We start from the raw sequence: 26,191 nt of genomic DNA on the forward strand, positions 1-26,191 counted from the left end.
GGGCTTGCCGGTATCGGTGAGAAAGCCGGACGCGCTTCGCCGTTACTCGCCGCAATATCGAACGAGCAAATTAGCCTCGGTCTCGTGGATCTCGACGGGCAGCGCCGTCGCGCCCGCATGGGCAAGATAGCGCGCCCGATGCTGGCCGTTGCGAAACGACGCGACGCCGATTTTCGACAGGCCGGGAATGCCGAGCAGCGTTCGCGCTCTGGTCTCGCGAAACGTGATGAACGGCATGTCGGGAATCCTGTCCTGATCCGGAGCGAGGAATGTGCGGATACCCGCGGCTTTTCCCGGGGCCCAGTACTGGACCGACGGCAGGACATAGTCCGTCGTGTCGCGGTCGGCGCACGCCAGCAACTTCTTCAGATCGATCATCACGACCCGATGTCGCGAGTCGTCGGACGAGAATACCCGCTTGAGGTGCGTATAGGCATACGGGGCATGCCCGGGGAGCTGGATAATCCAGACATCCACGCCGCTTTGTTGTGCGTGGGCGAGTGTCATTATTTCCTCTGGTGGTGCGAGCGGGTTCTTGGGTTCGAGTTTAGCAGTGCGATCACGGCAACGGAGCAGGTCGATACGCGGAATGGAAAAACGGAACGACTCGCCGCATAGGCGCAGGGGCAGGGAAAGCCGGTGGCAAAGTAGCGGCGGTCATGCATCGGCAGTCGATATCGACAGGGGGCGAGACTATCGTGATACTGCCAGTCGGAAGGACATACGTTGTAACAGTCATGCAAGATTCACGCAGTGGCGCGCAATGCGGCACGCGTGGTTCGTCATGAGACTGGAGAGGGCGGAGTGACGGGCGCAAATCATGTCGTCGAAACTTGAGATCGAGTATCTCGATTACTGCTTCACCGCGACGCTCGAAATCAGGGCGTCCGGCCGGACAGCCGTCGTCGACTGGCGACTCGAATCCGACTCACGTGGCAAGACGCTCGCTTGGATCGTGTTCGATCGCTTTCTCGCGCGCAACGACTTCGCCGACGAAGAAGATGCGCGCGCCAATATCGTCGACTGGCTGGAACGGCTTGCCGACCCGCGGTCCGGCGCATCCACCGAGATCGCGAAGGCCGGTGCGGCGGTTTCCGGGGGCGGCGTGGCGACGGACGCATCGGCTGCCGAAATCGTCGGCGAAACCGTCGTTGAAATCGTCAGCGATCCGGACTGGATCGACATGGTTGCCGACTGGTTTTCCAGCAGCGCGCCTGGATGATGAAACCGGGTTGCCGCGTTTCCGATGTGATTTATGCTATTGCGTTCGAAAAACGCCAATTCATAAAATCAGGCGCGAGAAAATGCAGCCGGAATCACGTCGCGTGAAAAATAGAATAAACCTGCTTTGACAATGCGCGTGATTTACCGGAAACTGGCCCGATTCCGAGGACGTCCGCGTGAACTAAAAAAATAGAAGACCAGACATGAAAAGAAAAACGCCGGTAACGGCTGACATTGATCAAAATCGCTGCCGACCTGGTGGGCCGCATGGCCATGCCGTTCAATGAAGGCAGAAATTTCCTGAATCGTCGACATACCCGAGTATCGCCCGGCAATCGACCGGGAATTTCGCGCCCGGCTCATGAGGCTGTCGCCCGTTGCCGCATGTCATCAAAGGGTGAGTTGCCGCACAGACCGTCTTGTGACCCGCGATCACAATTTGGCCGGTTGACCGTTCTTCCCCGGCCCGGTCAACTATTTCCCCGCTCGCTCGCGCAGGAGCGGGGGCTTTTTGCCCGTCCGACGCCGGAAGACCGCGTCGGCGGAACCGGACAGGCGTTCGGCAGGCTGCGCGATGGCACCCACGGCGCGCCTCGGCAACCGTTCGCCTGATCCGCACGCATCGTTTTCCTCGTGCCTGAGCGAACCCTCAGGCCCATCGCCGGTTTCGGCCGGCGATGCCTTGATCCCGGCGGCGTGTCACAACGCTGCCGGGATGTTTTTTGCGCCGGACGCGTCGCGTCACGTCGTGCGCGACGGACATGCCAATCCGCTCAGCCAGCCTGTTCGACGCTGGTTTCCCATCCGTCGTATTCCCCGCCGAGTGAACGCACCTCGCGATTGATCGCGATCGTGTGACGCGTGATGTCGGCCAGCGCCATCGTGCCTTCGTGCGAAAACCGTACGGCCGACTTGCCGTCCTCGGTCGGCGCGACCGACTCGACCGGATAGCCTTTCCCTTCGGCCCAGTCCGCGAACTGGTGCGCGTCGCTCGGGTCCGGGAAGTACGCCCAGTGCATCACACGCCGGCTCACGTCGCTGGCGTCGCCTTTCTGCCGCAGCGCATCCAGTACGCGCATGTCGCGCATCATCTGCCAGTCGTCGTCGGTCGGGTATAGGGTCTGCCAGTACGATGCCTTGTCCGGATCGTCCTGGTGCGCGTACTGAAGCGCGTAGGTCGTCTGTTCGGCCAGCGCGTCGACGATCTCGGCCGCAGCCTCTTCGTCGAACGGCACGTAGAACAGGAAATCCCGGTTGCCGTCGACGGTGATGCGGCCGACCTGCACGCCGCCTTTCGCGGTGATCGCCGTGTCCAGCAGATCCTCGATCTTTGCCAGGTCGGCGAATTCGTCGCCGGCCGGCAGGCCTTCGGGCGTCGGATGCGCGAACGGAACGCGCACGGTGAGCAGCGACGTGCGCGGATCGCCTTCGGCGATTTCCGCGAAGCTGTGGTTGAAGCTGATGAAAGCCTGATGGTCGCCCATTCTGGCAGGGAAGGTTCCCCAGGCGTCGGTCATGTGTTTCTCCCGTACACGATTGTCTGTTGACGGTTGCAAAGCGTCCCAATGTATCATCGAAAATCGCGTGGGCAGCGACGCGCGCATGATCGCGTGCCGCGCGCGAACGTCGGCGATAGCCGCGGCCGACTGCGGCTTTCCGCAGGCGTGTGGCGGGCCGCGAGAAAAATCCGAAGGAGATTCCGATGTCGATGTTTGCGGTGAATGGTGTCCGAATCGATCCGCTCAGCGCGCGCGTGACGCACGTGCGCTGGGCGGCCGTGAATCCGGCCGACCGGTCGTGGGCGGCGACGCCGAGCGAGGCGCCGGTGGCGGACGTGGCACGCGCGCTTGCGTCCGGCAGCGATGTCCGCGCGATCTTTTCGGCATCGGACGCCACCGCGATCGGGCCCAGGCTGAAACGCGTGCTGTATCGCGATGCGTCGGAAGGCATCGAGCTCGACATCGATGCAACGAGCGAGTCGCGCACGTTGCGCGATCTTCCGCAAATCTGAGCGGACCGGCGCGCGCGCTGCGGCGTCGACTGCGGAACCTGGCCGAACGGCCGCTAGCACGACACTGATCGCGAGGCGTAGTATCGAATCGTCGCCATACTGCATGCGGGTTGCGCCGAACGGTCAGGAGGGGCGCGCGAGGTTCGGCGAGCCGGTATCCGAATCGAATCGCGCAAACGCGTACGAGATCATGTCCAGGCCTGTTATCGCTCCGTTGGGATCCGCACTTTGTCTGGCGCTCGCAGCCTGCCAGGCCGCGCCCGAAGCGCCGCTTCCGCCGCCGTCGCCCGAGACCGCATCGGCAACCGTGCCGGCAGCGTCGCCGGCCCAGCCGATTCGCGGCATGGGCATGGCACCTCATCTGGCAGGGCAGAGTCACTGGGCCGTCGGTCAGTGCACGACCAACGGTACCGTCAAGGTGTGCAATTGACCGGCGCCGTCGGCGCGGGGCGCATGCCGCGTAAGCAAGACTGGAATCCTGATTGGGCACCCGCGTCGATGGGCCGGTTGCCGTCGACGCGAGCCAGCGAGTAATGAACGACGAACACGTAACAGACGATTTCGGCCTGCATGTCGATCCCGCCGAGGGAACGGTCATCGGCCAGTTGCCAATGACGCTGGCGGTCGATGGCAGGAGCCTGAAGAGAAGGGCGGTGGTGTGTGCGGTGCTGGCCGTGGCGAGCCTGTGCGGTTATGCGGCCGATCCGGCACTCTGGCCCGTGGCGGCGCTGGCCGCGATGCTGGCGCTGGCCAGCGCGGCCTTCTTCTTCGCGTCGCGGCGCAAGATGGCGCTGCATATCGACGAGACAGGCTTCAGGCTGATCGGGGCCGCGCGTGAAAAACCCGTCACGCCATGGCGCGACGTCACCGAATTCCGGATCATCAGCGTGGCCGGAAATCGCTACATCGGCTACCAGTTCTCGCCGCATTCGTCGCGCACCAGGGTGCCGGGTGGCGTGATGCTGCCGATTGCCCGGTTTGTCGATCTTCCACTCGACGCGGTGGCCGGATTGCTGGAGGCATGCCGCCGTCAGTTCGGCGCGCCTGATGAGCGGGCCGACCGAATGGGGTGACGGCGGGGGTGACGGCGCCCGATTCGGGCGCTCGCGCGACCCGCGATGCGAAAAAACAAAAAATAGGCGGGGCGTCGTGTCGAATTCCGCCGTGGTCGTCCGTCGTAGCATCGGAGGCGTGCGCATCGCGCGTCCGTCCCGATTTTCGATACGACAACCGACTGAAGGAGCGACACCCATGTCCACGTCCGTCAAACCGATCCCGGAAGGGATGCGCACGCTGACGCCGCACCTGATCTGCGCCGGCGCGACAGCCGCCATCGACTTCTACAAGCGCGCATTCAATGCAGTCGAACAGTTTCGCCTGGCAATGCCTGACGGCCGGCTCGCGCACGCGTGCCTCACGATTGGCGATTCGACGCTGATGCTGGTGGATGAAATGCCCGAACACGGCGCGCTCGGGCCGAAGGCGCTGAAAGGCACGTCGGTCTGCCTGCATCTGTACGTACCGGACACCGATGCGGCGATCGCGAAGGCGGTCGCAGCCGGTGCGACGGTCACGATGCCGGCCGCCGACATGTTCTGGGGCGATCGTTACGGCCAGGTCGAGGATCCGTTCGGCCATCGCTGGTCACTCGCGACGCATCAGCGCGACCTGACGCCCGAGCAGATCGCGGAGGCCATGGCCAGCGCGCCGCCCTGCGGGAGCTGACGCAGCGGCGCCCCCGCGGCTGAACGGCGGGGCGGCGGCAAGTACCCGCGGCCGGCTTGCCGCGGTTACGCGCCGGTCATCTTGCCGCGCTGCTTGTCCTCGTACATCAGTTGATCTGCCGATGCGAGCAGGTCGGCCACGCCCGGATGGCGGGCGGGATCGTACGCGACGTGGCCGACGCTGAACCGGATCGCGTAGCCGCGTGCGTCGGCCGCGTTGCGCAAGGCGAGCGCCTGCGTCACGCGTTCGACCGGCTCGACGACGTCGGCCGGATCGGTGGCGCTCAGCAGCACGACGAACTCGTCGCCGCCGAGCCGTGCGATCACGTCGCTGTCGCGCAGCGCACCGGTCAACGTGTCGGCGAACGTCTTGAGCGCACGATCGCCTTCGGCATGGCCAAAGCGATCGTTGATCGCCTTGAAATCGTTCAGGTCGAAGAACAGCAGCACCGCGTGACGGCCGAGGCGGTCGCACAGGCTCAGCACATGACGGGCGAGGATCTCGAAGCCGCGCCGGTTCGTCAGTTGCGTGAGTTCGTCGGTGGTCGCGAAATGCAGCGCAGCGATTTCGCGTTCCGTCATGTGGGCGAGATCGCCGAGCAGGGCGAGTTCTTCGGGTTCGAGCGAACGCGGCCGCGTGTCGATCAGGCAGAGCGTGCCGATGGGGGCGCCGTTCGGTGCCGCGAGCGGCCGGCCGGCGTAGAAGCGAATGCCCGGTGCGCCGGTGACGAGCGGGTTGTCGTGGAAGCGGCCGTCGTTCAGTGCGTCCTGGATGACCATCGTGTCGCCCGCGAGCAGCGCGTGCGCGCAGAACGATACGTCGCGCGATGTCTGCGTGGCGTCGAGGCCCGCGTGGCTCTTGAACCACTGACGATTCTCGTCGACGAGGCTGACGAGCGCGATCGGTACATCGAACAGCCGGCGCGCGAGACGCGTCAAGCGGTCGAATCGCTCTTCGGGCGGCGTGTCGAGGATCGACAGCGAATGCAGCGCGTCGAGTCGAGCCGCCTCGTTGGCCGGTTTCGGTGCGATTTGCATGGGCCTGGTCGCTTGTCCCGGCTGCAAGGCCGGTCACAGGATCGTATGTTGGACAGTATCGCGCATTATTCGGCGCGTCGCCAACCCGCCCCTCGGTGACGGGCATTCCCGACGCTGTCCCGATCGACGCAGATGCAGTGAGAAGCGGGTGGCATGCGTCTGCGTTGCATCACGATGCAGAATCGGCTGCGCGATGTCTCAAGGTGCGCGGTGCAATGCCGTAAATAGGGCGAGTCCAATCGTTCTTCGCAGCCCACCGCCCCATGGTTCGAATTCTGTACGCGGGTTATCTCGCATTTGCGCTGTATCTTCTTTACCCGATGGTTCAGAACACCCTGGCGTTCAGCACGGATTGCGTGCGCAATGCGCTGCCTGCTGTGTCGACGACGCCGGCAAGCAGCGTGGACGGGCACGCGAACCGCTGTGCCCCGACCACGCAGGCCGGTGCCGCGACAGGACGGATCGCTGAAATCCATTGACTGCGCCGTCCGGCGCGCATGTCGTTCGAGGCGTGAAGCGGCGACTGGCCATTCGGCCGAATTGAGCGTCGCGTCACGCTCGCCGATCATCTGCATCACGGCGGTGCGAGCGCGGGGTATCGGGAAGCGGCGCCCAGCCCGTGGCGTGCGTCAGTAGCTGGAGCGGTACGGCGCGCCCTGGTCGAAGCGGCTTTGCCAGTGCGTGAGGTAGCGCGACGCGAGTCGCGGATTGTTCCAGACCACGACGACGTTTTCCGAATTGCGGCTGGCCGCCGACGCGGAATAGTTGAACGAACCCGTTTCGACGTGTTCGGCGTCGATCACGAGGTACTTGTCGTGGTGGATCGCATAGGTGTCGATCGTGCGGGTCGGGATGCCGGCGTTGACGAGCAGGTTCAGTGCCTGCTTGCTGCTCTTGGCACGGTTGCCCTTGTCGTCGACGACCACCGCGACATTGACGCCGCGTCGCTTCGCGTCGAGCAGTGCGCGCGTGACGGGCGGCGACGTGAACGAATACGCGGCCACGCGGATCGAACTGCGCGCGGCGCCGATCGCTTTCAGCACGAGTGCCTCGGCGCCGCCGTCGGGCGAGAACGCCGATTCGACCACCTGCGTCGCGGGCGCTTCGTGCGTGGGCGTCGGCAGCCATCGCGACACGAGGTCGATCGCCTGCTGGAGCAGCGATTCACTTTGCGTCTTGCCGAAGGCGGCGAAGGGTGTGGCGAGCAGGGAGGCGGCGAGACAGGCAGCGGCGAGGCGATTGCGCGACAACATCTTGGACAGCGAATAATTTCGAGACAGCGGGCCGTGAGTGTAACGCAGACGTAGCAGCGCGGTCACGCGCGTATCGCGACGCGATCGCCCGCGCGATGTTCGCTCGCGGCAGAGGCGATGCAGTGAAGTTGCGTCGCGCGTCAATCCTCGACTGTCGGCGTGCCGGTTTCGCGCGCAGCGATCCACCCGGGGCCGGGCTCGGGTTGCACGTCGCGCGCATCGAGTGGTTCGCCGCAGGCCGAGCAAACGGTGACCGCATGCATCAGCTGGCCGCAGGTACGGTGGCGCAATTGCACCGGCGGCCCCTGGCCGTCGTCCTTCCAGCGATCGCCCCATGCCGTCAGCGCCAGCAGCGCCGGATAGAGGTCGCGGCCCTTGTCCGTCAACCGGTATTCGAAGCGCGGCGGCCGCTCCTGATACGCACGCTTGACCAGCACGCCTTCGTCGACGAGCCGCGCGAGCCGTTCGGCCAGCACGTGGCGCGTGAGGCCAAGCTGGGTCTGGAACGCATCGAAGCGGCGGCAGCCGAGGAACGCGTTGCGCAGGATCAGCATGGTCCAGCGGTCGCCGAGCACGGCGAGCGCGCGCGCGACCGAACAGTTCAGCGTGCCGATGTCATCCCATTTCATCGTCGAGTCTCTTGCGTCTTGCTGCGGTTCAGCGAAATAGCGGGTTCGATTATAGAACCCGCCTTCGATTGTCACAGGCGCGGCTGCGTTGACAACGGCCGGCATCGTTGTCAATAATGAGTTCCAATTTAGAACTTACTCGCGCGGCGACGCGCTTTCAACCCGGAGACAACCCGATGAATCCGCTTTCCCTGTCAGGTCTTGATCTGCTGCGCGCAGCCGTCTCGGGCGATGCGCCGCTCGCGTCGATTTCCGAGACGATTCCGATGCGCCCGCTCGACGTCGAACTCGGTTACGTGAAGTTTTCCGCGCGGGCGGACGGCCGTCACCTGAATCCGCTCGGCGGCGTGCATGGCGGGTTCGCCGCGACGGTGCTCGATTCGGTCACGGGGTGCGCGGTGCATTCGATGCTCGACGCGGGCGTCGGCTACGGCACGGTCGACCTGCACGTGAAGATGCTGCGGCCGGTGCCGCGCGACGTCGATCTGGTCGCGGAAGGGCGCGTGATTCACCTGTCGCGTTCGCTGGGCGTCGCCGAGGGGACGCTGAAGACGCCGGACGACAAGATCGTCGCGCATGCGTCGGCGACCTGCTTTATCCAGCGGCCGCAGTAACGGCGGGCCGCAACGCTGCCGTCCGGGCCCGCGGGGGACGCGCCGGGCGGCGTCGAAGGCGGCTTGTAAGCGTGCGCGGCGCACATCTGAAGCGGTCGCTTCAATGTGATAGCGTTTCTGCTTTCCACCGACGCGACAGGAACAGCATGGAATACCGCACACTCGGCGATTCGGGCATCGAGGTCAGCCTGATCGGGCTCGGCACGATGACGTGGGGCGAACAGAACTCGGAGCGCGACGCGCACGAGCAGATCGACTACGCGATCGCGCAGGGCGTGACGCTGATCGATGCCGCGGAGATGTATCCGGTGCCGCCGAAGCCCGACACGCAAGGCCGCACCGAGCAGTACATCGGCACCTGGCTCGCTCAGCATCGTGCGCAGCGCGAGCGCATCGTGCTCGCGACGAAGATCGCGGGCCCCGCGCGGCAGCCGCACAACCCGCGCCATATCCGCGGCGAGGGCAACCAGTTCGATCGCAAGAACCTGACCGAAGCGCTCGACGGCAGTCTCAAGCGGCTGCAGACCGACTATGTCGACCTCTATCAACTGCACTGGCCCGATCGCAGCACGACGACGTTCGGCCGTCCCGCGTATCCGTGGGTCGACGACGCCTACACGGTGCCGATCGAGGAAACGCTCGGTGTGCTCGCGGAATTCGTGAAGGCCGGCAAGGTGCGCGCGATCGGCGTGTCGAACGAAACGCCGTGGGGCGTCGCGCAGTTCCTGCGCGCGGCCGAGAAACTCGGGCTGCCGCGTATCGCGAGCATCCAGAATCCGTACAGCCTGCTGAACCGCACGTTCGAGAACGGGCTGTCGGAATTCACGCATCGCGACGGCGTGGGCCTGCTCGCGTACTCGCCGCTCGCGTTCGGCTGGCTGTCCGGCAAGTACGAGAACGGCGCGCGTCCGGCCGGTGCGCGCATCACGCTGTTCGAGCGCTTCCAGCGCTACAGCAAGCCGCAGGCCGTCGAGGCGACGTCGCGTTACGTCGCGCTCGCGCAGCGCCACGGGCTGTCGCCCGCGCAGCTCGCGCTCGCGTTCGTCAACAGCCGGCCGTTCGTGCGCAGCAACCTGGTCGGCGCGACGTCGCTCGAGCAGTTGAAGGAGAACATCGGCAGCATCGACGTGAAACTGTCCGACGAGATCCTTGCCGAGATCGACGCGCTGCACGAACGGCAGCCGAACCCGGCGCCGTAAACGGCGCGCGGCCCGGGCGGCAGCGATGCCGCGACGGGCCGCACCGGCGGCGCAGCGATGCGCTGCCGCTGCCCGGGTTATCGCATCTTGAGCCGCGTGCGCGCGACGAACAGCGCGGCGAGGCTCAGCACCGCGCAGCCCATCAGATAGAGCGCGGGCGACAGCCGGTTGCCGGTCGCGCTGATCAGCCAGGTGATCATGAACGGCGCAAAGCCGCCGAACAACGTGACGCCCGTGTTGTAGCTGACCGCGAGCCCCGTTGCGCGCGTCTGCGACGGGAACAGTTCGGCCATCAGCGCCGGCAGCGCGCCGCAGTACATCGCCTTCAGCACGCCGATCCAGACCAGTGCGGCGAGCATCGTCGCGAACGACGCGTGATGTGTCAGCCACGCGAACGTCGGCCACACGGTGACGAGCATCAGCAGTGCCGCGGCCGCCATCATGCGGATGCGCCCGGTGCTGTCTGACAGATGGCCGACGACCGGCGTGACGAGCGTCAGCACGAAGCCGGTCGCGAGCGTTGCCGCGAATCCGGTCGACGCAGGCAGCCCGAGCTGCTTGATCGCGTAAGTCGGCATGTACAGGATCATGTAGTTGATCGCGGTCGAGATCACGAGCGCGCCGATCGACAGCAGCACCCGCACCTTCTGCTCCGCGAACAGCTCGCGCACCGGCGCTTCGGAGCGCGCCTGCGTCTTGAACTCGACGCCTTCGTCGACATAACGGCGGATATACAGCCCGACCGGGCCGATCGCGAGCCCGAACAGGAACGGCACGCGCCAGCCCCAGCTTTCGAGCTGCGCGGGTGTCAGCGTGGCCGTCAGCAATGCGCCGAAGCCCGACGCGAGCAGCGTTGCGAGGCCCTGGCTCGCGAACTGCCAGCTCGACATGAAGCCGCGCCGCTGCGGCGCGTGTTCGACGAGGAACGCGGTCGAGCTCGCGAATTCACCGCCGGCGGAAAAGCCCTGCATCAACCGCGACAGCATGATCCCGAGCGGCGCGAGAATGCCGATCGACGCGTAGGTCGGCATCAGCGCGATCAGCAACGTGCCGGCCATCATCATCGCGATCGACAGCAGCAGCGATGCCTTGCGGCCCGCGCGGTCCGCATAGGCACCGAGCACGAAACCGCCGATCGGCCGGATCAGGTAGGACAGCCCGAACGTGCCGAGCGTCAGCATCAGCGACGTCGCTTCGCTCGTCGCGGGGAAGAACAGCTTGGCGATCGTCACCGCGAAGAAGCCGTAGACGATCAGGTCGAACCATTCGAGCGCGTTCCCGATCGACGCCGCGAAGATGATGCGCCGGATCTTCGCCGCGCTGGGGCGGGCGGCGTCCTGCGAGGTCAGGGTGGTCGTGTTCATCGTATGGGCAGGTCCCGAGAAAGGAGCAAAGCGCGTTACAGGGCGGCGCCGGCCGCGGCGGATGCCGCGCGGCGAACGGGCGGCGCGTCGTCGCCGAGATCCCAGAAGAGGCCGGCCATCATCTGCAGCCCCTCGCTGACGACGCTCGCGAGCAGGTGCTCGTCGGGTGCGTGCTGCGAGCACGCCGGGTACGAGTGCGGCACCCATAGCGTCGGCAGCCCGAGCGTGTCGGCGAACACCTCGTTCGGCAGCGTGCCGCCGAGATTCGGCAGGATCGCGGGCTTCTTGCCGGTGGTGCGCGCCAGCGACGCGACGGCCCAGCGGACCCACGGATCGTCCGGCGGCACACGCGTGGCCGGCGCGCCGCGTTCGACGTCGATTTCGATGTCGGTGAACCCGTGCGCGTCGAGGTGCGCGCGCAGGTGCGCATGCAGCGCTTCCCAGTTGGTGCCGACGACGAAACGCAACTGGCAGTGCGCGTACGCGACGGGCGGGATCGCATTGACGGGATGCTCGGGATTGCCGGCCTTGAATGCGAGGATCTCGAACGTGTTCCAGCCGAACACGCGCTCGGCCGCGGTGAGGCCGGGCTCGCCCCAGTCGGCATCGAGGGCCGGGTCGCCCGGGCCGCCGCCGACGGAAAGGTCGGCGAGCGCGTCGCGCACGGCGGCCGGGATCGGCGGCGGGCGAAGTCCCTCGACGCGAATCGCGCCGCGCGCGTCGACGAGGCTCGCAAGCGCATGCGCGAGCACGATCGCCGGATTGCGCAACAACCCGCCCCAGTTGCCGGAATGGTGTGCGCCGTCGCGGGCGCGCAGGCTCAGCTTGAAGTTGACCGAGCCGCGCGAGCCGAGGAACACGGTCGGGCGCGCGGCGGCGATGCGCGGGCCGTCGGACGCGATCAGCACGTCGGCCGCGAGCGCGTCGCGCGCCTGGCGGCACAGCGCGTCGAGCCCCGGCGACCCCGTTTCCTCGCCCATTTCGATCAGCAGTTTCGCGTTGAAGCCGAGCCGGCCGCCGCGTGCGTCGAGCACGCTTGCGAGCGCGGCGAGGTTGATGGTGTGCTGGCCCTTGTTGTCGGCGCTGCCGCGGCCATACCAGCGGTCGCCGTCGGCCGTCAGCGTCCACGGCGACAGCGGCGTGCGCCACTGCGCGTCGTAGCCGCGCACGACGTCGCCGTGGCCGTAGATCAGCACGGTCGGCAGTGCATCGTCTTCCTGGCGCGACGCGAGCAGGAACGGGCCGCCGCCAGCGACGGGGTTGTCGACGATCCGCGAGGTGAAGCCGAGGCGGGCGGCCTCGGGTGCGATCTCGTCGGTCAGGTACGCGCGCAGCGCGGCGTCGTTGCCGCTGTCCTGGCTTTCGGTGCGCAGGCCGACGCGGCGGCTCAGGGTCGTGAAGAACGCGCCGGATTCGAACTGGTTCAGCGCGTGCTGGATGGCGGCGGTACGGCTCAAGTCGTATCTCCTCTGACGGGGGCGCTACACGCGCGGACCGCGCATGCAACGTGAAGTGCGATCGATTCTAGGAAGCCGTTTTTTTTGTCACAATGATCGAATTTCGAACCTTTCTTTGCCGAAAAGGCAAAGCGGCGCGGCCGGATGCGGCGCGGAGACAGAACGATGGCGGCTTTCCTGCATGGCCTGGCGTTGCGGTATTTCGTCGAAGTGGCGCGCACCGGCTCGATCAGCGACGCGTCCGCGCGGCTGCACGTGGCCGTGTCGGCGATCAGCCGGCAGATCGCGAAGCTCGAGAGCGAGCTCGGCGCGCCGCTCTTCGAGCGGCGGCCGCGCGGGATGGCGCTGTCGGAGGCCGGCGAGCGGCTGCTGGCGTTCGCGCAGCGCAGCCTGCTGGAAGCCGAGCACGTGATGAAGGACATCGGCGGCCTCGACGCGCTGCACGGCAGCCTGCTGAAGATCGCGTGTTCCGAAGGGTTCGCGATCGATTTTCTGCCCGGCGCGCTCGCAAGCTTCAAGGCGCGCCACCCGGGTGTCGATTTCACCATGTGGGTTGTGTCGCCGGCGGAAGCGACGCGGCGCGTGCGCGACGGCGATGCGGACATCGCGCTGACGTTCAGTCTTGCACCGGAGAAGGGCGTGCGCGTCGAGCATACCGAGCGCGCGCCGATCTTCGCGCTGGTGCGGCACGATCATCCGCTCGCGACGCGCGACGCGGTGTCGCTCGCCGATGTCGCGCGGCACGCGCATGTGCTGCCCGAGGCCGGCACGACGGTGCGTCAGCTGATCGACATTGCGTGTGCGCTCGACGGGCTGCTGCTCGAGCCCGAACTGACGAGCAACAACACGGCGGCGATGTACGGCTACGCGCGGCGCACGGGGGCGGTGATGTTCACGGGGCTGCTGTCGGTACGCGACCGTTTCGATGCGGACGGTTTCGTCGTCGTGCCCGTGACGAACCCGCAGCTGCGCGAGCGCAGCATCCAGGTGCAGACGATGGCGGGGCGCGATCTGCCCGCGTCGGTACGTGCGTTCCGCGACCACCTCATCGACGCGATGCGGGTTGCATCGACGCCGCCGACGGCCGTGCGCGGCCCGAGACGCCGGCCGTGAGATAATCGTCAATCCGCCTTCCGTGCCCATGCGGCTCTTCGAGCCGCATCGCCCCTGTTCGACGCCAAATTGAAGAACCTGATTGTCACCCTCGATCGCGCCGGCGAGTTCGACGAGATCATCGACGTGCGCACGCCGCTCGAGTTCGCCGAGGATCATATCCCCGGCGCGCTGAACGCGCCCGTGCTCAGCAACGAGGAGCGCGTGCTCGTCGGCACGATGTACCGCCAGGTATCGCCGTACGAGGCGACGCGCGTCGGGGCGGCGATGGTCGCGCGCAACATCGCGCGCCATCTCGACACGACGTTCGCCGACCGGCCGCGCAACTGGCGGCCGCTGATCTACTGCTGGCGCGGCGGCAAGCGCTCGGGTTCGATGACGACCTGGTTCAACCTGATCGGCTGGAAGGCGCGCCAGCTCGACGGCGGGTACAAGTCGTACCGCCAGTCGGTGTGCGCGACGCTCGATTCGCTGCCGACGCGCTTTCGCTACATCGCGCTCGTCGGCCATACCGGCTGCGGCAAGACGCGCCTGCTGAACGCATTGCGCGACGTAGGCGCACAGACGCTCGATCTCGAGGCGCTCGCGTGCCATCGCGGCTCGCTGCTCGGCGCGCTGCCGGGCAAGCCGCAGCCCGCGCAGAAGGGGTTCGATTCGGGGCTCGTCGAAACGCTTGCACGTTTCGACCCCGAATGGCCGGTGTTCGTCGAATCGGAAAGCCGCAGGATCGGGCTCGTGCAGTTGCCGATCGCGCTGATCGAAGCGTTTCATGCAGGCCCGTGGGTACATGTCGAGGCGGCGCACGACGAACGGATCGCGTTCCTTCTCGACGATTACGCGCACCTGTTCGACGAACCGGACGCGTTCAAGGCGCAACTTCATCGGCTGATCGGCCTGCATAGCCGTGAACAGGTGACGCACTGGAAGGCGTTGATCGATGCGAACGCGCGCGCCGAACTGTTCACCGAACTGATCGACAGGCATTACGATCCCGCCTACGCACGAACCTACCGCGCGGTCTACAACAAGCCGAACCGGGCGCTGACGTTCACGTTCCGGCCCAACGCCGCCGACGTGCGCGATCAGGCGCGCACGCTGCTGGCCGAACTCGCGCGAGCCGGGTTGCCCGCATCGGCCGCGCTTGCCGCAGGCACGCAATCCAAAACCGACAAAGACCAATCGACGACTACACGATGACGACCACACGCACCCAACCCAATCCGGCGCTCGGCTGGATGACCTTCCTGCTGATCGCGGTCGCGGGACTGTTCTATGTGAAATGGTTTCCGTACTACAACAAGGCGTTCGTCGCCGCCGAGCACCATTCGATCGGCCAGTCGATCCTGATGGGCACGTCGGCGAGCGCCCCCGAGCCGTCGTTGAAGGCCGCGCTCGACTACGCCTGGGCGTACGGCAAGGCGATCTGGCAGGCGATGGTGCTCGGCCTGCTGCTCGGCTCGGCCGTGCAGGCGCTGCTGCCCGCGCACTGGGTCGCGCGCGTGCTGGGCCGGACCGGATTCGGCAGCGTTGCCGCGGGCGGCCTGCTGTCGCTGCCCGGGATGATGTGCACGTGCTGCGCGGCGCCGGTCGTCGCGGGGCTGCGCGCACGCCATGCGTCGCCGGGCGGCGCGGTCGCGTTCTGGCTCGGCAACACGGTGCTGAACCCGGCCGCGCTGGTGTTCATGGGTTTCGTGCTCGGCTGGCACTGGAGCGCGCTGCGCCTCGTGCTCGGTATCGCGATGGTGTTCGGGATCGGCTATCTGCTGAACCGCATCGCGCGGTCTGAAGACCGCAGCATCGACGATGCGCAGCTCGCCGCGCTGGCGGCCGAGCAGGCCGCGGCCGGCAATCCGTTCGTCCGCTGGGTGAAGCTGCTCGCGCGCATGGCCGTGCGACTCGTGCCCGAATACATCGTGCTCGTGCTGCTGCTTGGCGCCGCGCGCGCATGGCTGTTCCCGCATATCGGCCCGGACATCGGCAATCATCTCGGCTGGATCGTCGCATTCGCGGTCGCGGGCATGCTGTTCGTGATCCCGACGGCCGGCGAGGTGCCGATCATCCAGGCGATGCTGTCGCTCGGCATGGGTGTCGGCCCGGCCGCCGCGCTGCTGATGACGCTGCCGCCGATCAGCGTGCCGTCGCTCGCGATGCTCGCGCGCTCGTTCAAGCCGTACATGCTGGCGATCGTCGCGACGCTCGTTGTCGTATTCGGGATCGTGAGCGGCTTGCTCGCGCTCGCGCTCGGGTTCTGACGCGCGCAGGCCCGGTGCGATAGCCGTATTCATATTCATCCGGCGCCGCCGCTTCACGCGCGCGGTGCCCTTTACAAGAAGCAAACAGGAAAACGCATGACCCAACCGAAGATTCATCCTCGACTCGAAAAGGCGCTGACGCGCGGCGATCTCGCGATCCGCCAGGCCAATTCCGCGCGGGCGACTGCCGTGTTGAACGCACTCGGCACGATGATCATCGAGGCCTCCGCAACGATCGGCGTCGAGGCCAGCATCGACATTCCGCAGGGCGACCGCATTTACGATCCCGTCAACGGCGTGTGGCCGCAGAAGATGCTGGTGTCGTTCGACGGCCCGGTGGAGGACGCCGACAAGGAAGAGCTGCGCTCGGTCTATCTGGTGGCCGACGATCCGGGTACGCAGTTCCGCGTCGAATGGCATCGCGCGGACGGCAAGCTCGGTCGCCAGGAAGGCGGCCCGCTCGCGACCGTCGCGTTCCTGACCGACGTCGAGATCCCGTGGAGCGACGACGACGAGTAACGTCGTCGCATCAGACCGGCGCCTGGTGCGCCGGCCGTCAGCGCATCATTCGCCGCCGGAACAGCCACGCGGACAGCACGAATCCGCCGACCGCGTAGCCGGCGAGCACCGCGACGTGCAACGCGATGTCGGTTGCCGGGCGGCCGAGCATCGCGGGCCGGATCAGTTCGACCGCGTTCGCGAGCGGCAGCGCCTGGGCGGCGTGCTGCGCGACCGGCGGCAACTGCGTGATCGGGAAGAACACGCCCGACAGCAGCAGCATCGGCGTCAGCACGAGCGTCTGATAAAACATGAAGAAATCGTAGGACGGCGCAAGCGCCGTCACGATCATCGCGACGCTGGCAAACGCGAGACCCGCGAGCGCGATCACGGGCAGCGCCGCGAGCATCGACGGAAATCGCGCATAGCCGAGCGCACCCGCGACCAGCATGATCGCGACCCCCGACAGCATCGCCTTGCTGGCCCCCCAGACGATCTCGCCGAGCACGATGTCGCCGAGCGCGAGCGGCGTATGCATGATCGCTTCCCAGGTACGCTGCACGTGCATCCGCGAGAAACCCGAATACATCGACTCGAAGCTCGCGGACATCATCACGCTCGACCCGACCGTGCCGGCCGCGAGGAACGCGATATACGACACCCCGTCGACGTGGCCGAGCATCAGGCCGAGCCCGAAACCCAGCCCGAACAGATAGATCATCGGATCGGCAAGATTGCCGAACATCGATGCGAGCGCGAGCTTGCGCCAGACGAGATAGTTGCGGCGCCAGACGGCAATCCAGTTGGTGGCGTTCGCGGGCATCGCGATCGCGAAGCGTGATTCGCGCGAAGGCGCGGACGGTGTGGCGGCGGAATAGTTGCGCACGTCCATGATCGATCAGTCCTGCATTTCGCGGCCCGTGAGCCGCAGGAATACATCTTCCAGATTGGCCGGGCGGTGCAGATAGCGCAACCCCGTGCGACCCTTGAGTCTCGCGCTGAGCGGCTCCGCGTCGCTCACATAGCAGAACAGCGTCTCGCCGCTGATCTCGGTGCGCTTCGCGAATGCCGACAACTCGTCGCGCAGCGCGGCCGGATCCGGCCCGTAGATCTCGATCACGTCGCAGCCGATCTCCGATTCGATCAGCGCGTGCGGCGCGCCCTCGGCGATCTTGCGGCCTTCCTCGATCACGCATAGCCGGTCGCACAGGCGTTCGGCTTCTTCCATGAAGTGCGTCGTGATCAGGATCGTCTTGCCGCGCGCGAGCAGCGAGCGCAAGCGCTCCCACATCAGGTGCCGCGCTTGCGGATCGAGGCCCGTCGTCGGTTCGTCGAGCACCAGCACGTCGGGATCGTTGACGAGCGCGCGGGCGAGCGTGAGGCGACGCCGCATGCCGCCCGACAGTTCACCGACCTTCGCCTCGGCCTTGCTCTCGAGCTTCGCGAATTCGAGCAGTGGCGGTACGAGTGCGCGCGCGGCTTGCGCCGATATCCCGAAATAGCGGCTGAACACGAGCAGATTCTCGCGGACGGTGAAGTCGGGGTCGAGATTGTCGAACTGCGGGACGACACCGACGCGCTGGCGTGCATGCCGCGCACGCGACGGAACCGGTTCGCCGCACAGGGAAATGGTGCCGGCATCGGGATGCGCGAGACCGAGCAGCATCTTCAGCGTGGTGGTCTTGCCGGCGCCGTTCGGGCCGAGCAGGCCGTAGCATTCGCCGGCCTGCACGTTGAAGGACAGGCCGTTGACGACGAGCTTGTCGCCATAGCGTTTTTCGACGTTGCGGAAATCGATCGGTGCGACGGACATGGGCATGTTGTCGTTGTAAGCGGGCGCGCGTGGCTATCCGATGCGTGGCCGGCAAGCGAACGGATCGCGCGAATGCGTGTCACACGGGCATGACCGAAGCGCGCGACGCCGGCGTGGCGATGGCCCGCTGGAGTACGAACGGGCCATTCTAGTGCATCGGCTGCGTCTCTTCAGGGCATGCCTGCACGGTGCGATGCATGCGGGCACCGATCGTGCACTGCATCATCGCGCACGCGCCGAGCGGGGCGAATCAGCGTTTTCCATCCCTTGCATCCTGAATTGCGGCGCACCATGATGAATGCGTAGGCTCGTTGTCGCGATAGGGAGGTTTCATGGCCAGTTACAACAAGATTTTGCTGTGTTACGACGGCACGCTCGAAGGGCGCAAGGCACTGCGCTGCGGTGCCAATCTCGCAATGGACCTGAAGGCGGAGACGCACTTGCTGTCGGTTGTCGACATGCGTTCGAGCATTGCGCAAAGCGCAGGTCTGCTGACGGACGTCGCGTGCGGCCGGTTCGAGGAAACCGCGCGGGAAATCCTGCAGGAAGGCGTGAACTGGCTGCGTGAGCGCGGTGTGCAGGCCGAAGGCCATTTCGCATTCGGTTATCCGATCGACGAAATCGCGAATCTCGCGACGGAACTGAAGGTCGATCTCGTCGTCGTCGGCCACCGGTGCCGCAGCGGGCTGTCGAGATGGTGGATGGGGTCGGGCAATACGCAACTGCTCGATCGCGTGAACTGCAGCATCCTGGTGGCGTGTTCGTCCGCGCAGGAGCAGAAGGAAGAAATCGCGCGCGAGCGTGAAGCGGCCATCGCGAACGGCAAATGATCGAATGATGCGATGACGGCCCGACCGGCGCTGCGAGCCGGTCGGGCGCCGCTGCATCAGCGGTGCGGGTACCGCGCAGCCTGCTACGCGTGCAGGTCGATCGCGGACAATTTCCACGAGAACAGGGCGAAGCGGTGGAATATCGCCGCATAGCGCGTGCCGTCGGCGCTGCGCTGGTACGTGACGACGAATTCATCGATATTCCGGTATCCCGCGCTGGTTTGCTGCTGATGCGGCGGATGCGTTGCATCGCCCGCGCTGGCCGGCGCGGCAGACGTGGATGCGGGTGATGACGCAGCCGTTGCGGCCGCGTTGCTGACGGGGCCGGCGGCGCTCGCCGGCGCCGGACGGGCGGGCGTGTCGGCTGACGCATCGACTTGCGGCTGATTCGACCATTCGGGCGGACGCTCGCCCGGATTGCCGCGCGGCGGCAATCCGCTCATCAGCGCGGCCACGCCCTCCGGCGTCGCGTACGCATCGACCAGCGGGCCGATCAGTGCGGACCCGATCAGCGCGCCGATCACCGCGAACGGATTGTTCTTCTTCACCGCGTCGATCCGGCGCATCAACTCTTCCGTCACCTGCTGCTTCAGGCTGATGCGCAGCGACGGAAAATCGACGTATTCGCTGATGGCCTGCGCGTCGCGCGCGTCGATCGCCGATTTCAGACGACCGAGCGCGACGTACGGCGACGCGTACGCGTAGCCGACCGCCGCCACGACGGCGACGGCCAGCACGACGATCAGCAGGGGCTTGAGCCGCCATGCGCGGCCCGACGATCCAGTCACGTTGCCTCCGGTGCGGGGATGTTCCGCAATCAGAGACCACCCGGCGTAGCCGATCGTTCCTCCGCGATGCAGCGGTCGATCATCCGGCATACGGCGTCGATCGTGCCGACCATGATCAGCCGCGAACGGCCGTGATAGACGCGCACCGGCGCCCGGCGCGCGGGTTCCGCATGATTCAGGCCGGCGTTCAGCGATACCCGCGCGAACGCGGGGAGCGCCGACGGCAGCAGGGACGCCTGCCGTTCGACTGCGACTTCTTCTTGCACGGGCGCGGCCGCGGACAGCGGTGCGCAGGGCGTGCGGCCGCGCAGATGACGCAGGCGGCCGAATTGACGGAAAGGCAGCAGACGGGCAAGGCGTTCCATGATGTTCTCCTCAGCGAGACGGAATGTCAGAGTTCGCCTGATCGGATCAGTCCGACGGCGATGCCTTCCAGCGCGAACTCCGCGCTGCCGGCCTTGACGAAGATGTTTTCGTAATCCGGGTTCTCCGCGATCAGCTCGAGACCGCCAGGCCGGCGCATCAGGCGCTTGACCGTGACGTCGTCGCCGAGACGCGCGACGATGATCTGGCCGTCCTTTGCCTCCGTGCGCTTCTGCACGGCGAGGAGGTCGCCGTCGAGAATGCCGGCGTCGCGCATCGACAGGCCGCGCACCTTCAGCAGGTAGTCGGGCTTGCTCGTGAACAGCGCGGGATCGCACGCGTAGTGCTGCGAGATGTGCTCCTGCGCGAGGATCGGGCTACCGGCCGCGACGCGGCCGACGAGCGGCAGCGACAGCTGCATCAGGCCGGCGTGCGGCAGCGTGAACTGATGCGGGGCGTCGTCGATGCCGAGCAGGCGGATGCCGCGCGACGCGCCGGCGGCCAGCTCGATCACGCCCTTGCGCGCCAGCGCGCGCAGGTGCTCCTCGGCCGCATTCGGCGAACTGAAGCCCAGCTCGGCCGCGATCTCGGCACGGGTGGGCGGGAATCCGGAGCGCTCGATCGCGCGACGGATCAAGTCGAACACTTGCTGCTGACGGGCGGTGAGTTTGGTCATGGCTCAACTGTATGGATAGACAGTGAGCTGTATTTTTATACAGTACTTCGCGAATTTCAAGTGTTACGTGAGGTTCGACGCGATCGCGCCGGTTCCGGCGTGATTTTGCGACGCCCCGACGGCGGTTTATCTGCCGCAACCGTCCGTCCCGTCTGCGTTAGCACTTTTGAGTATTAAAAAATGAGGAACGATTATTTTTAATCATGTAACCCGTTCGCTAGACTGGCCCGACATCGCAATACCGACAACACTGGAGAACCAAGGATGGCGAAGCGCAATACGGGGCTGGTGGGCGGAGTGGGCCGCCTGATCGCAACACTCGCGCTGGGCGCGGCGGCGGCGCTGGGCGTCGCGACGCATGCCCAGGCCGATACGACGTTCCTGAACGTGTCGTACGACCCGACGCGCGAGCTGTATCAGGACTTCAACCAGGCGTTCGGCAAGGAGTGGAAGGCGAAGACGGGCGAGACCGTCAACTTCAAGCAGTCGCACGGCGGGTCGGGCGCGCAGGCGCGCTCGGTGCTCGACGGCCTGCAGGCCGACGTCGTCACGCTGGCGCTCGCGTACGACATCGACGCGCTCGCGAACAAGGGGCTCGTGAACAAGGACTGGCAGAAGCGCCTGCCCGACAACGCGTCGCCGTACACGTCGACGATCGTGTTCCTGGTGCGCAAGGGCAATCCGAAGGGGATCAAGGACTGGGACGACCTGACCAAGCCGGGCATCTCGATCGTCACGCCGAACCCGAAGACGTCGGGCGGCGCACGCTGGAACTACCTGGCGGCATGGGCGTACGCGGTGCACAAGCCGGGCGGCAACGAGCAGACGGCCAAGGAATTCGTCACGAAGCTCTACAAGAACGCCGGCGTGCTCGATTCGGGCGCGCGGGGCGCGACGACGAGCTTCGTGCAGCGCGGCATCGGCGACGTGCTGATCGCGTGGGAAAACGAGGCATTCCTGTCGGTGAAGGAATTCGGCACCGACAAGTTCGAGATCGTCGTGCCGTCGGTGAGCATCCTGGCCGAGCCGCCCGTCGCGGTGGTCGACAAGGTGGTCGACAAGAAGGGCACGCGCAAGCTGGCCGAAGCGTACCTGAACTTCCTGTACAGCCCGCAGGGCCAGGAGATCGCGGCGCGCAACTACTACCGGCCGCGTTCGAAGAACGTGCCGGCGGAACTGACGAAGCAGTTCCCGAAGCTGAAGCTGTACACGGTCGACGACACGTTCGGCGGCTGGACGAATGCGCAGAAGACGCATTTCGCGGACGGCGGCGTGTTCGACTCGATCTACAAGCCGCAGTAACGCCATAACGACAGCGGCGCGCCACGCAGCGCGCCGCCTCCCCGACGGCCCGCCGGCGCGATTCACTGCGCCGGCGTTTGCGTCGGACCCGTGAGCAGCATCGACCCAGCAAGAGCATCCGATGACGACGTACACCTTTCGCAAGCCGAGCGCGCTGCCCGGTTTCGGCGTGACACTCGGCATCACGGTGGCCTATTTGAGCCTCGTGGTGCTGATCCCGCTCGCCGCCACGTTCCTGAAGACCGCGACGCTGTCGTGGGACCAGTTCGTCACCGCCGTCACGTCGCCGCGCGTGCTCGCGTCGTACCGGCTGACGTTCTCGGCCGCGCTCGGCGGCGCGCTGATCAACGCCGTGTTCGGCTTCCTCGTCGCGTGGGTGCTCGTGCGCTACACGTTCCCGTTCAAGCGCCTCGTCGATGCGATCGTCGACCTGCCGTTCGCGCTGCCGACGTCGGTCGCCGGCATCTCGCTCGCGGCCGTCTACGCGACCAACGGCTGGGTCGGCCAGTATCTCGCGCCGCTCGGCATCAAGATCGCGTTCACGCCGGCCGGCGTGCTGGTCGCGCTGACCTTCATCGGGCTGCCGTTCGTCGTGCGCACCGTGCAGCCGGTGCTCGAAGATTTCGAGCGCGAGCAGGAGGAAGCGGCCGCATGCCTCGGCGCGTCGCGCTGGCTCACGTTCCGCCGCGTCGTGCTGCCGGCCGTGCTGCCGGCGCTCCTCACCGGCTTCGCGCTCGCGTTCGCGCGTGCGCTCGGCGAATACGGCTCGGTGATCTTCATCGCCGGCAACGTGCCGATGAAATCCGAGATCACGTCGCTGCTGATCATCACGAAGCTCGAGCAGTACGACTACGCGGGCGCGACCGCGCTGGCGGTCGTGATGCTGGTCGTGTCGTTCCTGATGCTGCTGCTGATCAACACGCTGCAGTGGTATCTGCAGCGGCGGACGAGCAAGGGCGCAAGCGGCCCCGCGCCCGTCACCGTCGCCGCCGTCGCGGCAGGAGGCCAGCAATGAGCCAGGAGGCCACCGTCGTGCTGAAAACCCCGTCGCCGGCCGTGCGCGCCACGAAACGGCTCGATCCCGTCAGCGAGTCGCGCGTCGTGCGCTGGCTGCTCACGGGCATCGCGCTGGCGTTCCTCGCGTTCTTCCTCGTCGTGCCGCTCGCCGCGGTGTTCGTCGAGGCGCTGCGCAAGGGCGTCGGCTTCTATCTCGAATCGCTGGCCGATCCCGACGCGTGGTCGGCGATCAAGCTGACGCTGACCGTCGCCGTGATCGCCGTGCCGCTGAACCTCGTGTTCGGCGTGTGCGCGTCGTGGGCGATCGCGAAGTTCGAATTCCGCGGCAAGGCGCTGCTGACGACGCTGATCGACCTGCCGTTCTCGGTGTCGCCGGTGATCTCGGGCCTCGTGTACGTGCTGCTGTTCGGCGCGCAGGGCTGGCTCGGGCCGTGGCTGCAGAACCACGACGTGCAGATCATCTTCGCGGTGCCGGGCATCGTGCTCGCGACGATCTTCGTCACGTTCCCGTTCGTCGCGCGCGAGCTGATCCCGCTGATGCAGGCGCAAGGCACCGACGAGGAGGAGGCCGCGCGCGTGCTCGGCGCGTCGGGCTGGCAGATCTTCCGCCGCGTGACGCTGCCGAACGTGAAGTGGGGCCTGCTGTACGGCGTGATCCTGTGCAATGCGCGCGCGATGGGCGAGTTCGGTGCGGTGTCGGTCGTGTCGGGCCATATCCGCGGCCAGACCGACACGATGCCGCTGCACGTCGAGATCCTGTACAACGAATACAACTTCGCGGCGGCGTTCGCGGTGGCGTCGGTGCTCGCGCTGCTCGCGCTCGTCACGCTCGCGCTGAAGCTGATCGCCGAGCGTCATCTCGCCGCCGAACTGGCCGGCGCGAGCGACACCGCGCCCGCACATGCCGGCCCCGCCGCCGTTTCGTCGAAATCGTAAAGAGGCAACCAGAATGGGTATCACCGTCCGTAACCTTCAGAAGCGCTTCGGCGATTTCACGGCGCTCGACAACGTATCGCTCGACTTTCCGCCGGGCGAGCTGGTCGCGCTGCTCGGGCCGTCCGGCTGCGGCAAGACCACGCTGCTGCGCGTGATCGCGGGCCTCGAGCACGCGGACGCCGGCCAGGTCGTGCTGCAGGGGCTCGACGTCGCGTCGGTCGGCGCGCGCGACCGCCAGGTCGGCTTCGTGTTTCAGCACTACGCGCTGTTCCGCCACATGACCGTATTCGAGAACGTCGCGTTCGGGCTGCGCGTGAAGCCGCGCCGCGAGCGGCCGTCGGAAGCCGTGATCCGCGAGAAGGTGCACGAGTTGCTGAAACTGGTGCAGCTCGACTGGCTCGCGCAGCGCTATCCGTCCGAACTGTCGGGCGGCCAGCGCCAGCGTATCGCGCTCGCCCGCGCGCTCGCGGTCGAGCCGAAGGTGCTGCTGCTCGACGAGCCGTTCGGCGCGCTCGACGCGAAGGTCCGCAAGGAGCTGCGCGGCTGGTTGCGCCGGCTGCACGACGACCTGCACATCTCGACGATCTTCGTCACGCACGACCAGGAGGAGGCGCTGGAAGTCGCGGACCGCATCGTCGTGCTGAACCGCGGCCACGTCGAGCAGGTCGGCAGCCCGCAGGACGTCTACGATCATCCGCAAAGCGCGTTCGTGTACGAGTTCCTCGGCGCGGCGAACCGGCTGCCGGGCACGGTGGCCGGGCGCGGCTTCGTGGCCGAGGGCGCGGCCGCGCCGATCGAGGTCGACGCCGATTTCGCGGGCCCCGCGAATGCCTACGTGCGACCGCACGACCTGCAGCTGTGGCCGGCGGGCGAAGGGCACCGGGACGGCATCGCGGTGGACGTGCGCCGCGTGATCCCGCTCGGCGGTTCGGTGCGCGTGGAGCTTGAGGCGCGCGCGGGCGGCGCGCTCGAGGCGGAACTGGATCGCGATGCATGGCGTGCGCTGTCGCTGCAGGTCGGCGACGGTGCGACGGCCGTGCCGCGCGCGGTGCGTGTCTTTCCCGCGCGTTGACGAGACAATACAGGGCAGGGGGCGGGACATGCTCCGAATCGACAATCAAACAACGACAGCCTAAGAGGCATACCCATGAATTTTCAGCAATTGCGGTTCGTGCGCGAAGCGGTGCGCCAGAACATGAACCTGACGGAAGTCGCGAACGTGCTGTATACGTCGCAGTCGGGCGTGTCGAAGCAGATCAAGGATCTCGAGGATGAACTGGGCGTCGACATCTTCATTCGGCGCGGCAAACGGCTGACGGGGCTCACGGAGCCCGGCAAGGCGGTGCACCAGCTGATCGAGCGGATGCTGCTCGACGCCGAGAACCTGCGCCGCGTCGCGCGCCAGTTCGCCGACCAGGACAGCGGCCACCTCGTCGTCGCGACGACGCACACGCAAGCGCGCTACGCGCTGCCGAAGGTGATCCGGCAGTTCACCGAGGTGTTCCCGAAGGTGCATCTGGCGTTGCGCCAGGGCAGCCCGCAGCAGATCGCGCAGATGATCCTGAACGGCGAAGCCGATCTCGGCATCTCGACCGAGGCGCTCGACCGCTATCCGGACATCGTGACGTTCCCGTGCTATTCGTGGCATCACACGGTCGTCGTGCCGAAGGGCCATCCGCTCGTCGGCCGCGAGAACCTGACGCTCGAGGAAATCGCCGAGTATCCGATCATCACGTACGACCAGGACTTCACGGGCCGCTCGCACATCGACCAGGCGTTCACGCAGGCGGGCGCCGTGCCGGACGTCGTGCTGACCGCGATCGACGCGGACGTGATCAAGACCTACGTCGAACTCGGGATGGGGATCGGCGTCGTCGCCGCGATGGCCTATGATCCGCAGCGCGACACAGGGCTCGTCGCGCTCGATACGCAGCACCTGTTCGAGGCGAGCACGACGCGCGTCGGGCTGCGCAAGGGCGCGTTCCTGCGCGCCTATGCGTACCGGCTGATCGAGATGTTCGCGCCGCACCTGAACGAAGCGGAAATCGCGGGGCTGTTGCGCGAAGCCGTTTGACGGTTGCGCGCCTCGC

30 protein-coding genes are annotated in these 26,191 nt (G+C 66.6%); 18 read left to right on the plus strand and 12 right to left on the minus strand.

From position 1 onward, the window contains the following. Window positions 1–42: 42 nt before the first annotated feature. Complete coding sequence (locus WJ12_RS07800) at window positions 43–507, minus strand: plasmid fertility inhibition factor family protein (protein WP_059557788.1); 465 nt, start codon at window positions 505–507, stop codon at window positions 43–45. Window positions 508–820: 313 nt separating this feature from the next. On the opposite strand from WJ12_RS07800, the gene WJ12_RS07805 reads away from it, so the two are divergent. After that, window positions 821–1,222, plus strand: a complete 402-nt coding sequence (locus WJ12_RS07805) for a hypothetical protein (protein WP_034186977.1) — start codon at window positions 821–823, stop codon at window positions 1,220–1,222. A gap of 775 nt (window positions 1,223–1,997) precedes the next feature. Here the strand turns inward: WJ12_RS07805 and WJ12_RS07810 are convergent. Continuing rightward, the gene (locus tag WJ12_RS07810; RefSeq protein ID WP_059557786.1) at window positions 1,998–2,741 is read right to left on the minus strand and encodes a DUF695 domain-containing protein; all 744 of its coding nucleotides are present in this window, start codon (window positions 2,739–2,741) and stop codon (window positions 1,998–2,000) included. Window positions 2,742–2,926: 185 nt separating this feature from the next. Here WJ12_RS07810 and WJ12_RS07815 point away from each other — a divergent pair, with 185 nt between their 5' ends. The 4 genes from WJ12_RS07815 to WJ12_RS07825 all read left to right on the plus strand — a co-directional run bounded on the left by WJ12_RS07815 (window position 2,927) and on the right by WJ12_RS07825 (window position 4,960). Further along, the gene (locus WJ12_RS07815; RefSeq protein ID WP_034187035.1) at window positions 2,927–3,235 is read left to right on the plus strand and encodes a hypothetical protein; all 309 of its coding nucleotides are present in this window, start codon (window positions 2,927–2,929) and stop codon (window positions 3,233–3,235) included. A gap of 190 nt (window positions 3,236–3,425) precedes the next feature. Beyond that, window positions 3,426–3,665, plus strand: a complete 240-nt coding sequence (locus tag WJ12_RS37085) for a hypothetical protein (RefSeq protein WP_082744692.1) — start codon at window positions 3,426–3,428, stop codon at window positions 3,663–3,665. A gap of 103 nt (window positions 3,666–3,768) precedes the next feature. Beyond that, on the plus strand, window positions 3,769–4,308 hold the full coding sequence (locus tag WJ12_RS07820; protein ID WP_059557867.1) for a hypothetical protein: 540 nt from the start codon (window positions 3,769–3,771) through the stop codon (window positions 4,306–4,308). 178 nt (window positions 4,309–4,486) lie between these two features. Beyond that, a complete protein-coding gene (locus WJ12_RS07825; RefSeq protein ID WP_034186975.1) occupies window positions 4,487–4,960 on the plus strand; it encodes a VOC family protein in 474 nt (157 codons plus the stop codon). 65 nt (window positions 4,961–5,025) lie between these two features. On the opposite strand, the gene WJ12_RS07830 is transcribed toward WJ12_RS07825, so the two are convergent. After that, window positions 5,026–5,997: a sensor domain-containing diguanylate cyclase gene (locus tag WJ12_RS07830; protein ID WP_034186974.1), complete on the minus strand. Its 972-nt coding sequence runs from the start codon at window positions 5,995–5,997 to the stop codon at window positions 5,026–5,028. 263 nt (window positions 5,998–6,260) lie between these two features. Here WJ12_RS07830 and WJ12_RS36345 point away from each other — a divergent pair, with 263 nt between their 5' ends. Continuing rightward, window positions 6,261–6,476: a hypothetical protein gene (locus WJ12_RS36345; RefSeq protein ID WP_059557784.1), complete on the plus strand. Its 216-nt coding sequence runs from the start codon at window positions 6,261–6,263 to the stop codon at window positions 6,474–6,476. A 150-nt stretch (window positions 6,477–6,626) separates the two neighbouring features. On the opposite strand, the gene WJ12_RS07840 is transcribed toward WJ12_RS36345, so the two are convergent. After that, the gene (locus WJ12_RS07840; protein ID WP_059557782.1) at window positions 6,627–7,250 is read right to left on the minus strand and encodes a phospholipase D family nuclease; all 624 of its coding nucleotides are present in this window, start codon (window positions 7,248–7,250) and stop codon (window positions 6,627–6,629) included. Between the two features lie 140 nt (window positions 7,251–7,390). Beyond that, complete coding sequence (locus tag WJ12_RS07845) at window positions 7,391–7,879, minus strand: winged helix-turn-helix transcriptional regulator (protein WP_034186971.1); 489 nt, start codon at window positions 7,877–7,879, stop codon at window positions 7,391–7,393. Between the two features lie 176 nt (window positions 7,880–8,055). Here WJ12_RS07845 and WJ12_RS07850 point away from each other — a divergent pair, with 176 nt between their 5' ends. Beyond that, window positions 8,056–8,493: a PaaI family thioesterase gene (locus WJ12_RS07850; protein ID WP_034186970.1), complete on the plus strand. Its 438-nt coding sequence runs from the start codon at window positions 8,056–8,058 to the stop codon at window positions 8,491–8,493. A gap of 146 nt (window positions 8,494–8,639) precedes the next feature. After that, window positions 8,640–9,692: an NADP(H)-dependent aldo-keto reductase gene (locus WJ12_RS07855; protein WP_059557780.1), complete on the plus strand. Its 1,053-nt coding sequence runs from the start codon at window positions 8,640–8,642 to the stop codon at window positions 9,690–9,692. 77 nt (window positions 9,693–9,769) lie between these two features. Here the strand turns inward: WJ12_RS07855 and WJ12_RS07860 are convergent, their stop codons facing one another. Then, window positions 9,770–11,056, minus strand: a complete 1,287-nt coding sequence (locus tag WJ12_RS07860; protein WP_034186968.1) for an MFS transporter — start codon at window positions 11,054–11,056, stop codon at window positions 9,770–9,772. A gap of 35 nt (window positions 11,057–11,091) precedes the next feature. After that, the gene (locus tag WJ12_RS07865; protein ID WP_059557778.1) at window positions 11,092–12,513 is read right to left on the minus strand and encodes a M20 family metallopeptidase; all 1,422 of its coding nucleotides are present in this window, start codon (window positions 12,511–12,513) and stop codon (window positions 11,092–11,094) included. A gap of 165 nt (window positions 12,514–12,678) precedes the next feature. Here WJ12_RS07865 and WJ12_RS07870 point away from each other — a divergent pair, with 165 nt between their 5' ends. The 4 genes from WJ12_RS07870 to WJ12_RS07885 all read left to right on the plus strand — a co-directional run bounded on the left by WJ12_RS07870 (window position 12,679) and on the right by WJ12_RS07885 (window position 16,397). Further along, window positions 12,679–13,626 carry a LysR family transcriptional regulator gene (locus WJ12_RS07870; protein WP_059557776.1) on the plus strand — a complete coding sequence of 316 codons (948 nt, stop codon included), beginning with the start codon at window positions 12,679–12,681 and terminating at the stop codon, window positions 13,624–13,626. Window positions 13,627–13,695: 69 nt separating this feature from the next. Continuing rightward, window positions 13,696–14,823: a tRNA 2-selenouridine(34) synthase MnmH gene (gene mnmH, locus WJ12_RS07875; RefSeq protein WP_034186966.1), complete on the plus strand. Its 1,128-nt coding sequence runs from the start codon at window positions 13,696–13,698 to the stop codon at window positions 14,821–14,823. Continuing rightward, window positions 14,820–15,878 (plus strand): permease, encoded by a 1,059-nt coding sequence (locus WJ12_RS07880; protein WP_069245625.1) that lies wholly within the window; start codon window positions 14,820–14,822, stop codon window positions 15,876–15,878. Before mnmH ends, WJ12_RS07880 begins: the two co-directional genes overlap by 4 nt. A 96-nt stretch (window positions 15,879–15,974) precedes the next feature. Then, the gene (locus WJ12_RS07885) at window positions 15,975–16,397 is read left to right on the plus strand and encodes a hypothetical protein (protein ID WP_059557774.1); all 423 of its coding nucleotides are present in this window, start codon (window positions 15,975–15,977) and stop codon (window positions 16,395–16,397) included. A gap of 37 nt (window positions 16,398–16,434) precedes the next feature. Here WJ12_RS07885 and WJ12_RS07890 read toward each other — a convergent pair whose 3' ends face one another. Both WJ12_RS07890 and nodI read right to left on the minus strand, forming a co-directional pair. Next, window positions 16,435–17,268 (minus strand): ABC transporter permease, encoded by an 834-nt coding sequence (locus WJ12_RS07890; RefSeq protein ID WP_034186963.1) that lies wholly within the window; start codon window positions 17,266–17,268, stop codon window positions 16,435–16,437. 6 nt (window positions 17,269–17,274) lie between these two features. Next, window positions 17,275–18,189 carry a nodulation factor ABC transporter ATP-binding protein NodI gene (gene nodI, locus WJ12_RS07895; protein ID WP_034186962.1) on the minus strand — a complete coding sequence of 305 codons (915 nt, stop codon included), beginning with the start codon at window positions 18,187–18,189 and terminating at the stop codon, window positions 17,275–17,277. A gap of 332 nt (window positions 18,190–18,521) precedes the next feature. Here nodI and WJ12_RS07900 point away from each other — a divergent pair, with 332 nt between their 5' ends. Beyond that, window positions 18,522–19,019, plus strand: a complete 498-nt coding sequence (locus WJ12_RS07900; protein ID WP_034186961.1) for a universal stress protein — start codon at window positions 18,522–18,524, stop codon at window positions 19,017–19,019. 83 nt (window positions 19,020–19,102) lie between these two features. Here WJ12_RS07900 and WJ12_RS07905 read toward each other — a convergent pair whose 3' ends face one another. Genes WJ12_RS07905 through lexA form a run of 3 tightly spaced genes read right to left on the minus strand, consistent with a single transcriptional unit; the run spans window position 19,103 to window position 20,846 of the window. Beyond that, the gene (locus WJ12_RS07905) at window positions 19,103–19,807 is read right to left on the minus strand and encodes a DUF2939 domain-containing protein (RefSeq protein WP_059557773.1); all 705 of its coding nucleotides are present in this window, start codon (window positions 19,805–19,807) and stop codon (window positions 19,103–19,105) included. A 29-nt stretch (window positions 19,808–19,836) separates the two neighbouring features. After that, the gene (locus WJ12_RS07910) at window positions 19,837–20,172 is read right to left on the minus strand and encodes a hypothetical protein (protein WP_006476078.1); all 336 of its coding nucleotides are present in this window, start codon (window positions 20,170–20,172) and stop codon (window positions 19,837–19,839) included. A 26-nt stretch (window positions 20,173–20,198) separates the two neighbouring features. Next, complete coding sequence (gene lexA / locus WJ12_RS07915) at window positions 20,199–20,846, minus strand: transcriptional repressor LexA (RefSeq protein ID WP_006754655.1); 648 nt, start codon at window positions 20,844–20,846, stop codon at window positions 20,199–20,201. A 264-nt stretch (window positions 20,847–21,110) separates the two neighbouring features. On the opposite strand from lexA, the gene WJ12_RS07920 reads away from it, so the two are divergent. The 5 genes from WJ12_RS07920 to WJ12_RS07940 all read left to right on the plus strand — a co-directional run bounded on the left by WJ12_RS07920 (window position 21,111) and on the right by WJ12_RS07940 (window position 26,175). After that, a complete protein-coding gene (locus tag WJ12_RS07920) occupies window positions 21,111–22,148 on the plus strand; it encodes a sulfate ABC transporter substrate-binding protein (protein WP_034186958.1) in 1,038 nt (345 codons plus the stop codon). A 121-nt stretch (window positions 22,149–22,269) separates the two neighbouring features. Continuing rightward, window positions 22,270–23,163 carry a sulfate ABC transporter permease subunit CysT gene (gene cysT / locus WJ12_RS07925; protein WP_059557772.1) on the plus strand — a complete coding sequence of 298 codons (894 nt, stop codon included), beginning with the start codon at window positions 22,270–22,272 and terminating at the stop codon, window positions 23,161–23,163. Next, window positions 23,160–24,101: a sulfate ABC transporter permease subunit CysW gene (cysW, locus tag WJ12_RS07930; protein WP_034186956.1), complete on the plus strand. Its 942-nt coding sequence runs from the start codon at window positions 23,160–23,162 to the stop codon at window positions 24,099–24,101. The genes cysT and cysW overlap by 4 nt, the downstream gene beginning before the upstream one ends. A gap of 13 nt (window positions 24,102–24,114) precedes the next feature. Then, on the plus strand, window positions 24,115–25,173 hold the full coding sequence (locus WJ12_RS07935; RefSeq protein WP_034186955.1) for a sulfate/molybdate ABC transporter ATP-binding protein: 1,059 nt from the start codon (window positions 24,115–24,117) through the stop codon (window positions 25,171–25,173). Between the two features lie 75 nt (window positions 25,174–25,248). After that, window positions 25,249–26,175, plus strand: a complete 927-nt coding sequence (locus WJ12_RS07940; RefSeq protein ID WP_034186954.1) for a CysB family HTH-type transcriptional regulator — start codon at window positions 25,249–25,251, stop codon at window positions 26,173–26,175. The last annotated feature ends 16 nt before the right edge of the window (window positions 26,176–26,191 follow it).

The sequence above is a fragment of the Burkholderia seminalis genome (genome assembly GCF_001718535.1).
Taxonomy (GTDB): Bacteria; Pseudomonadota; Gammaproteobacteria; order Burkholderiales; family Burkholderiaceae; genus Burkholderia; species Burkholderia seminalis.